Source organism: Mycobacterium sp. 852002-51163_SCH5372311, assembly GCF_001667115.1.
GTDB lineage: Bacteria > Actinomycetota > Actinomycetes > Mycobacteriales > Mycobacteriaceae > Mycobacterium.
In genome coordinates, this window is record NZ_LZIJ01000025.1 from 43880 (window position 1) to 52129 (window position 8250).

General features: G+C 66.5%; 7 protein-coding genes and 1 pseudogene. 5 read left to right on the forward strand and 3 right to left on the reverse strand.

The window, feature by feature from the left end; translation table 11 throughout:
* A complete protein-coding gene (locus A5791_RS03645) occupies positions 1–846 on the reverse strand; it encodes an aldo/keto reductase (RefSeq protein ID WP_067231206.1) in 846 nt (281 codons plus the stop codon).
* Between the two features lie 4 nt (positions 847–850).
* Positions 851–1306: pseudogene (locus A5791_RS25760) on the reverse strand (aldo/keto reductase).
* Between A5791_RS25760 and A5791_RS03655 the strand changes: the two are divergent.
* The 5 genes from A5791_RS03655 (at position 1305) to rsmD (ending at position 7931) form a co-directional block, all read left to right on the forward strand.
* Complete coding sequence (locus A5791_RS03655; protein ID WP_067231214.1) at positions 1305–2435, forward strand: alpha/beta hydrolase; 1131 nt, start codon at positions 1305–1307, stop codon at positions 2433–2435. The pseudogene A5791_RS25760 and the gene A5791_RS03655 overlap by 2 nt on opposite strands.
* A gap of 78 nt (positions 2436–2513) precedes the next feature.
* A complete protein-coding gene (locus tag A5791_RS03660) occupies positions 2514–3305 on the forward strand; it encodes a DsbA family protein (RefSeq protein ID WP_067231218.1) in 792 nt (263 codons plus the stop codon).
* Positions 3302–3946: a vitamin K epoxide reductase family protein gene (locus A5791_RS03665; RefSeq protein WP_067231221.1), complete on the forward strand. Its 645-nt coding sequence runs from the start codon at positions 3302–3304 to the stop codon at positions 3944–3946. The genes A5791_RS03660 and A5791_RS03665 overlap by 4 nt, the downstream gene beginning before the upstream one ends.
* 41 nt (positions 3947–3987) lie before the next feature.
* Entirely contained in the window at positions 3988–7380 is a 3393-nt protein-coding gene (locus A5791_RS03670; protein WP_067231224.1) for a pyruvate carboxylase, read from the forward strand.
* Positions 7377–7931 carry a 16S rRNA (guanine(966)-N(2))-methyltransferase RsmD gene (gene rsmD / locus A5791_RS03675; RefSeq protein WP_082966716.1) on the forward strand — a complete coding sequence of 185 codons (555 nt, stop codon included), beginning with the start codon at positions 7377–7379 and terminating at the stop codon, positions 7929–7931. The genes A5791_RS03670 and rsmD overlap by 4 nt, the downstream gene beginning before the upstream one ends.
* A 25-nt stretch (positions 7932–7956) precedes the next feature.
* Here rsmD and A5791_RS03680 read toward each other — a convergent pair.
* Positions 7957–8250 (reverse strand): HNH endonuclease signature motif containing protein (locus A5791_RS03680; RefSeq protein ID WP_197504590.1); only part of this gene is annotated, 294 nt, incomplete at its 5' end.

Consider the following 8250-nt stretch of genomic DNA (forward strand, 5'->3'; position numbering starts at 1 on the left):
TTACGCGCCCTCGTAGGTCTCCGGATCCGGACGTAACCGGGTGCCGTCGTTGAGGCCGTTGATCGCCTCCACGTGCGCGGCGCTCAGTTCGAAGTCGAACACGTCGAGGTTGCCGGCAATGTGCTCGGGCTTGGCCGACCGGAAGATGACCGCGTTGCCGAGCTGCAGGTTCCAGCGCAGCAGGACTTGCGCGGGAGACTTGCCGTATTCGCCGGCAATCGACGTGATCGTCGGGTTGTCCATCAGCCTGCCCAGAACCAGCGGTGTGTAGGACTGGGTCACCACGTTGTGCTGTGCATTGGCTTTGCGCAGGTCGTTCTGGTTGAGCAGCGGGTGCAACTCGACCTGGTTGACCGCCGGCGTGAAGAAGGTGAGTTCGATGACCGTCGTCAAGTGATCCTCGGTGAAGTTGGACACACCGATCGAGCGGGCATGGCCGTGTGCCTGGCTCTGGATCATGCCGCCGAAAGAGTCCACATAGTTACCCAGTGAGGGGGCCGGCCAGTGCACCAGGTACAGGTCGACGTAATCCAGGCCGAGCCGCTCCAAGCTGGCCTGGCAGGCCTGTTGCGCACTGGTGAATCCCTGGTCGGCAGTGGCCAGCTTGGTGGTGACGAACAGCTCCGCGCGCGGAATCCCGGAGGCCGCTATCGCCCGGCCGACGGCGGCTTCGTTGCCGTAGACGGCCGCGGTGTCGATCAGGCGGCAGCCGATTTCCAGCGCCGCCGATACGGCACGTTCGGTCTCGTCATCGGACAATTCCGCGACGCCCAGGCCAAGCACCGGCATGGTCTTGTCGTCATTCAGCGATATGGATGGGATAGAGGTGCTAGCGGCGCCCGCCATCAGCTCACCTGCCTGTGGAATTGAAGGTTCGAGGGTTGGGGTCAAGCCGGGTGCCGTCTTCGAGAGAAGAGACCGATGCCAGTTGACTGGCGCTCAGCTCGAAATCGAACACGTCGAAGTTGCTCGCAATCCGTGAGGGGTGGACCGACTTGGGAATCACGATATTACCGAGTTGGATATGCCACCTAAGCAACACGTAGCCGTGGCCGGAATTGGCCAGGTTCGTCACCACGTAGAGTTGGTCGCGAGGCACGCCGGAATCAGCAAATCGCTCGCCCAGTCTCCCGTTCGTCGCGGTAGGCGGCCGCGGTGTCGATATGCCGGTAACCGGCGCGCAGCGCGGCACCCACCGCCTGCTCGGTGTCTGCGGGTGCGACCCGAGCCCGATGGTGGGTATCCGATTCCTGTCGTTCAGTAAGACTGGGTGACTGAACAAGGGACCGAACGAGGGATCAGCCATGACAAAGAGCCTGCCAGGCGCGACGGACGTCAATCTGGGAGCAAGAAGCGCGCCGTTGCGGTGGGCAAGCCGGGTGCAGAACAAGGTCACCACCGTCGGTGTCAAGGTGATTCCGTGGATTCCGGCCCCGGCAAAGCGGGTGTTGTCAGGCGGTCGTTCGGTGATCATCGACGGCAACACGCTTGATCCCACGCTGCAGCTGATGTTGTCGGGTCTGCGACTGGCCGGCATCGACGGGCTGGCCGTCGACGACGACCCCGTCGCCTCCCGCGCCCAGATGCGCGAGACGATCCTCGAACTTCCGGGCCCCCAGATTCACGTCGACGTGCACGAGTTGTCCATACCGGGCCCTGCCGGTGAGATCGCCGCGCGGCACTACCGTCCGGCCGGTGATGCGGCCGCACCGCTGCTCGTCTTCTACCACGGCGGGGGCTGGACGATCGGCGACTTGGACACCCACGACGCCCTGTGCCGGCTGACCTGCCGCGATGCCGGCCTGCACGTGCTGTCGATCGACTACCGGCTGGCACCCGAGCATCCGGCCCCGGCCGCGGTCGACGACGCCTACGCGGCGTTTCTGTGGGCACACGCGCACGCCGCTGAACTCGGTGCGATTCCGGGCCAGGTCGCCGTCGGCGGAGACAGTGCGGGCGGCAATCTGGCGGCTGTGGTGTGCCTGCTGGCCCGCGACGCGGCCGGTGCCCAGGGTGGGCCCGTTCCGGTGCTGCAGTGGTTGATCTACCCGCGAACCGACTTCAACGCGCACACCCGGTCGATGAGCCTGTTCGCCACCGGATTCTTACTGACCAAACGGGATATGGACTGGTTTCACGCCCAATACCTGCGGGGTACTGACCTGGATCCGGCAGACCCGCGGTTCTCGCCGTTGCTGGCCGACTCGCTGGCCGGATTGCCGCCAGCGCTGATCGCGGTCGCAGGTTTCGACCCCCTGCGCGACGAGGGCGAGAGTTACGCGGCGGCGCTGCGGGCCGCCGGGACTGCGGTGGACCTGCGCTACCTGGGTGCGCTGACGCATGGCTTCGCCAATCTGTTTCCGCTCGGCGGCGGCAGCGCGGAGGCGACGAACGAGCTGATCTCGGCGCTGCGCGCACACCTGACCCGGGTGTGAGCGCCGCCGCCGGTACTCTAGAGGCGCCGCCGCCCGAGTGCGGCCGGGACAAGCCGACACCGAAGGATCAGCAAACCTGTGGCCGACAAATCGAAACGTCCCCCGCGAATTGACCTGAAGAACCCCGACGGCAAATTCGGCCGGTTGGTCCAGATCGGGGGCACCGCGATAGTGGTGATCTTCGCGGTCGTTCTCGTCTTCTACATCGTGACGTCGCATCAAGACAAGAAGTCTCCTGCTGCCCCCGTCAACGGCCAGGGCGACACGGTGCGGGTGACGTCGAGCAAGCTGGTAACCAAACCCGGGACCACCGAGCCCAAAGCCGTCGTGACCATGTACGAAGACTTCCTGTGCCCGATATGCGCCGATTTCGAGCACAAGTTCGGGCCGACGGTGAGCAAGCTGATCGACATCGGTGCCATCGCGGCCGACTACTCCATGCTGGCGATTCTCGACGACCCACGCACCCACAACAACTATTCGTCGCGTGCCGGCGCCGCCGCGCGCTGCGTGGCCGACGAGTCCGTCGATGCGTTCCGCGTCTTCCACGCCGAGCTGTTCGACCCCAACCTGCAGCCCGCAGAGCGGGCCTCCAGCTACCCGGACAACAAGTGGCTGATCGAACGCGCCCGCCAGGCCGGCGTCGACGTCGGCCCCGGCTCCAAGGTCGCCGACTGCATCAACAGCGGCAAGTACGTCGACGTGGTCGCCGCCGAGGCGAAACGCGTCGGTATAGACGGAACGCCGGTGATCAAAATCAACGGCGAGGAATACACGCGTTCCACACCGCAGGACCTGGTCGCCAAGATCAAGGGGATCGTGGGCGACGTGCCGGGCATTGACACGGCCGTCGCTCCTGCGGCGTCATGACCGCCGCGGCGGCAGCTGAACCCGGCAAATCCGTCGAGGCACCAGTTGCCGCCCGCGAAGAGCGGGTGTCCGCGCCCAGCGCATGGGCTGTGCTGCTCGCCGGGGTGGTCGGCCTGGTGGCTTCGACGACGCTGACGGTGGAAAAGATCGACATACTGATCAACCCGGCGTACAAGCCGTCGTGCAACTTGAACCCGATCCTGTCGTGTGGGTCGGTGATGATCACACCGCAGGCGTCGGTGCTGGGTTTTCCCAACTCGCTGCTGGGTATCGTCGCGTTCACCGTAGTACTCGTCAGCGGTGTGCTGGCAGTAGCGAAAATCGCTCTGCCGCAATGGTATTGGGCCGGATTGCTGGCCGGGACGGTGGTCGGCACCGGCTTCGTGCACTGGCTGATCTTCCAGAGTCTGTACCGCATCGGGGCGTTGTGCCCTTACTGCATGGTGGTCTGGGTGGTCACCATTTCATTGCTGGTGGTGGTCACCTCCATCGTGGTGGGTCCGCTGCTCGAAGCCCGGCGCGGCGGGACCGTGGCGCGGGTGTTCTACCAATGGCGATGGTCGATTGCCACGCTGTGGTTCACGGCGGTGTTCCTGCTGATCATGGTGCAGTTCTGGAACTATTGGTCGACACTTCTCTAAGGGGGTGTCCGCTCAGTGACGGCGAAGGCGAGGGGCCACAGATGATCTCCAAAGTACTGGTCGCCAATCGGGGGGAGATCGCGATCCGGGCCTTCCGCGCCGCATACGAGCTGGGCATCGGCACGGTGGCTGTCTATGCCTACGAGGATCGCAATTCGCAGCACCGCCTCAAGGCCGACGAGTCCTACCAGATCGGCGAGACCGGTCACCCCGTGCGCGCATACCTCTCGGTCGACGAGATCGTCGAAACCGCCCTGCGGGCAGGCGCCGACGCCGTCTACCCCGGCTACGGCTTCTTGTCGGAGAACCCCGAGTTGGCGGCGGCCTGCGCGGCCGCGGGCATCACCTTCGTCGGGCCCAGCGCCGACGTGCTCAGACTCACCGGCCACAAATCCCGGGCGATCGCCGCGGCCCGGGAAGCCGGTCTGCCGGTACTGATGTCGTCGGCCCCGTCGGACTCCGTCGACGAGTTGGTGGCCCGTGCGTCGGATCTTCGCTTTCCGTTGTTCGTCAAGGCGGTTGCCGGCGGCGGCGGGCGGGGGATGCGCCGCGTCAACGAAATCGAGGCGTTGCCTGACGCGATCGAGTCCGCCAGCCGGGAAGCCGAGTCCGCATTCGGGGACCCGACGGTCTATCTCGAGCAGGCGGTGCTCAAGCCGCGGCACATCGAGGTGCAGATCCTGGCTGACACCCACGGCAATGTCATCCACCTATACGAACGTGACTGCAGCGTGCAGCGCCGCCACCAGAAGGTCATCGAACTGGCACCCGCACCGAACCTGGATGAGAAACTGCGCGACAGAATGTGTTCCGACGCAGCCGCTTTCGCCCGGCACATCGGGTACACCTGTGCAGGCACCGTGGAATTCCTGCTCGACGAAGACGGCCACTACGTGTTCATCGAGATGAACCCACGGATTCAGGTGGAACACACCGTGACCGAGGAGATCACCGACGTCGACCTGGTCTCCAGCCAGTTGCGCATCGCCTCCGGCGAGACGCTCGACGACCTGGGTCTGCGGCAGGAGAACATCGCACCGCACGGCGCCGCATTGCAGTGCCGCATCACAACGGAGGACCCGGCCAACGGCTTCCGGCCCGACACCGGGCGGATCAGCGCCCTGCGCACTCCCGGCGGTGCCGGCATCCGCCTGGACGGCAGCACCAACCTGGGCGCGGAGATCAGCGCGCACTTCGACTCCATGCTGGTCAAGCTGACCTGCAGGGGTCGTGACTTCCCGACCGCGGTGTCCAGGGCGCGCCGGGCCATAGCAGAGTTCCGGATCCGCGGTGTGTCGACGAATATCCCCTTCCTGCAAGCGGTTCTGGACGACCCGGACTTCCAGGCCGGCCGCATCACCACGTCGTTCATCGACGAGCGACCCCAGCTGCTCACCGCGCGCGGTTCGGCCGACCGGGGCACCAAGATCCTCAACTATCTGGCCGATGTCACGGTCAACCAGCCGCACGGGGCCCGGCCGTCGAAGGTGTACCCGCACGACAAGCTGTCTTTCCTAGATCCGGCCGATCTCGAAGTACCGCCACCCGCGGGGTCCAAGCAGCGGCTGGTCGAGCTGGGCCCGGAAGGGTTCGCACGCTGGCTTCTGGAGTCGCCGGCGGTGGGCGTCACCGACACCACGTTCCGCGACGCCCATCAGTCGCTGCTGGCTACCCGGGTCCGCACCAGCGGTCTGATCATGGTCGCGCCGTATCTCGCCCGCACGGTGCCGCAGCTGTTGTCGGTGGAGTGTTGGGGCGGCGCGACCTACGACGTGGCGCTGCGCTTCCTCAAGGAGGATCCGTGGGAGCGCCTGGCAGCACTGCGCGAAGCCATGCCCAACATTTGCCTGCAGATGCTGCTGCGGGGCCGCAACACCGTCGGCTACACACCGTATCCGGAGGTGGTCACGTCGGCGTTCGTGGAGGAGGCGACGGCCACCGGCATCGACATCTTCCGCATCTTCGACGCGCTCAACAATGTCGAGGCAATGCGCCCGGCGATCGACGCGGTCCGCGAAACCGGTTCTGCCATAGCAGAAGTCGCGATGTGTTATACGGGTGACCTGGGCGACCCGGAGGAGCGTCTCTACACGCTGGACTACTACCTGAAACTGGCCGAGCAGATCGTGGACGCCGGTGCGCACGTGCTGGGCATCAAGGACATGGCCGGGCTGTTGCGGCCCCCGGCCGCGAAGCGGTTGGTGGGAGCGCTGCGCAGCCGCTTCGACCTGCCGGTGCATGTGCACACTCACGACACCCCGGGTGGCCAGTTGGCCAGCTACGTGGCCGCTTGGCAGGCCGGGGCCAGCGCCGTCGACGGTGCCGCGGCACCGATGGCCGGGACCACCAGCCAGCCCGCGTTGAGCTCGATCGTGGCCGCGGCGGCGCACACCGACTACGACACGGGGCTGTCGCTGGAAGCGGTCTGCGCGCTGGAACCCTATTGGGAGGCACTGCGAAAAGTGTACGCTCCCTTCGAGTCTGGGCTGCCCGGCCCGACGGGGCGGGTGTATCACCACGAGATCCCCGGTGGCCAGTTGTCCAACCTGCGCCAGCAGGCGATTGCCCTGGGGCTGGGGGACCGGTTCGAGGAGATCGAAGACGCCTACGCCGGTGCCGACCGGGTGCTGGGCAGGCTGATCAAGGTCACCCCGTCGTCGAAGGTGGTCGGCGATCTGGCATTGGCACTGGTCGGTGCCGGTGCGAGTGCGGACGAATTCGCCGCCGACCCAGGGCGATTCGACATCCCCGAATCGGTGATCGGGTTCCTGCGCGGCGAGCTGGGCGACCCGGCCGGCGGCTGGCCCGAGCCGCTGCGTACGGCGGCGCTGACCGGCCGCGCGCCCGCCAAGCCGACCCAGCAGCTGACGCCGGACGACGAGGCCGCGCTGGCCTCGGCTGGGCCAAAGCGTCAGGCCACCCTTAACCGGCTGTTATTCCCCGGCCCGACAAAAGAATTCGAGGAGCACCGGGAAAACTACGGCGACACTTCGCAATTGTCGGCCAACCAGTTCTTCTACGGCCTGCGTCAGGGCGAAGAACATCGGGTGAAGTTGGAGCGCGGGGTGGAGCTGCTGATCGGACTGGAGGCTATCTCGGAGCCCGACGAGCGCGGCATGCGCACGGTGATGTGCATCATCAACGGCCAGCTGCGGCCGGTGTTGGTGCGCGACCGCAGCATCGCCAGTGCGGTCCCGGCCGCGGAGAAGGCGGACCGCGGCAATCCCGGACACATCGCCGCGCCGTTCGCCGGTGTGGTCGCCGTTTCGGTGTCCGAGGGCGACCAGGTGACGGCCGGCCAGACCATCGCGACCATCGAGGCGATGAAGATGGAAGCCCCGATCACCGCCTCCAAAGACGGCGTGGTGGAGCGGGTTGCCGTATCGAGCACCGAACAGGTCGAGGGCGGAGACCTCCTGGTGGTGCTGAGCTGACCCGAATCATCGGCGGCGTCGCCGGGGGCCGGCGCATCGCGGTCCCTTCGCGGGGGACCAGACCTACCACCGATCGGGTGCGCGAGGCGCTGTTCAACATCGTCGCCGCACGTCGGGATCTGACCGGTCTGGCGGTCCTGGATCTCTACGCCGGCTCGGGCGCCTTGGGGCTTGAAGCGTTGTCGCGCGGGGCCGCGACGGCGCTGTTCGTGGAATCCGATCCGCGCAGCGCGGCCGTCCTCGCCCGCAACATCGACGTTCTTGGTCTGGCCGGTGCGACCCTGCGCCGCGGGGTGGTGGGCGCCGTCCTGGCGCAGGGTGCTCCCTCGCCGGTAGATCTCGTGCTGGCCGATCCGCCATATGACGTCGATACCGCCGACGTGGACGCAATGCTGGCCGATCTGTGCGCTTACGGCTGGGTCCGCGAGGGCAGCATCGCCGTGGTGGAGCGCGCCGCGGCCAGCGCGCCGTTGACGTGGCCGGCGGGTTGGTCGGTGTGGCCCCAGCGGGTATACGGCGATACCCGGCTCGAGCTGGCCGAACTCGAGTAACTCGTCCTGCTGACTTGCGGCGGAGCTACGGGTCGTCTTCGTCGTTCCTGTTGGGCAGGATTGTTTCGGGGTGGTGGTAGGTGTTGGTGCGGGGTTGGCCGTGGTCGAGGTGGGGCGGTGGGATCCATTGGGTTTGGCCGTTGGGTTGTTTTCGGGTTTGCCAGCCGGTGTTGAGGAGTTTGTGGTGGGGTGTGCAGGCGAAGGTGAGGTTGTCGATGTCGGTGCGCCCGCCTGCGGCCCACTCTGTGGTGTGGTGGACTTCGCTGTAGTAGCCGGGGGCGTCGCAGCCGGGGTGGGTGCAGCCGCGGTCTGTGGCGTA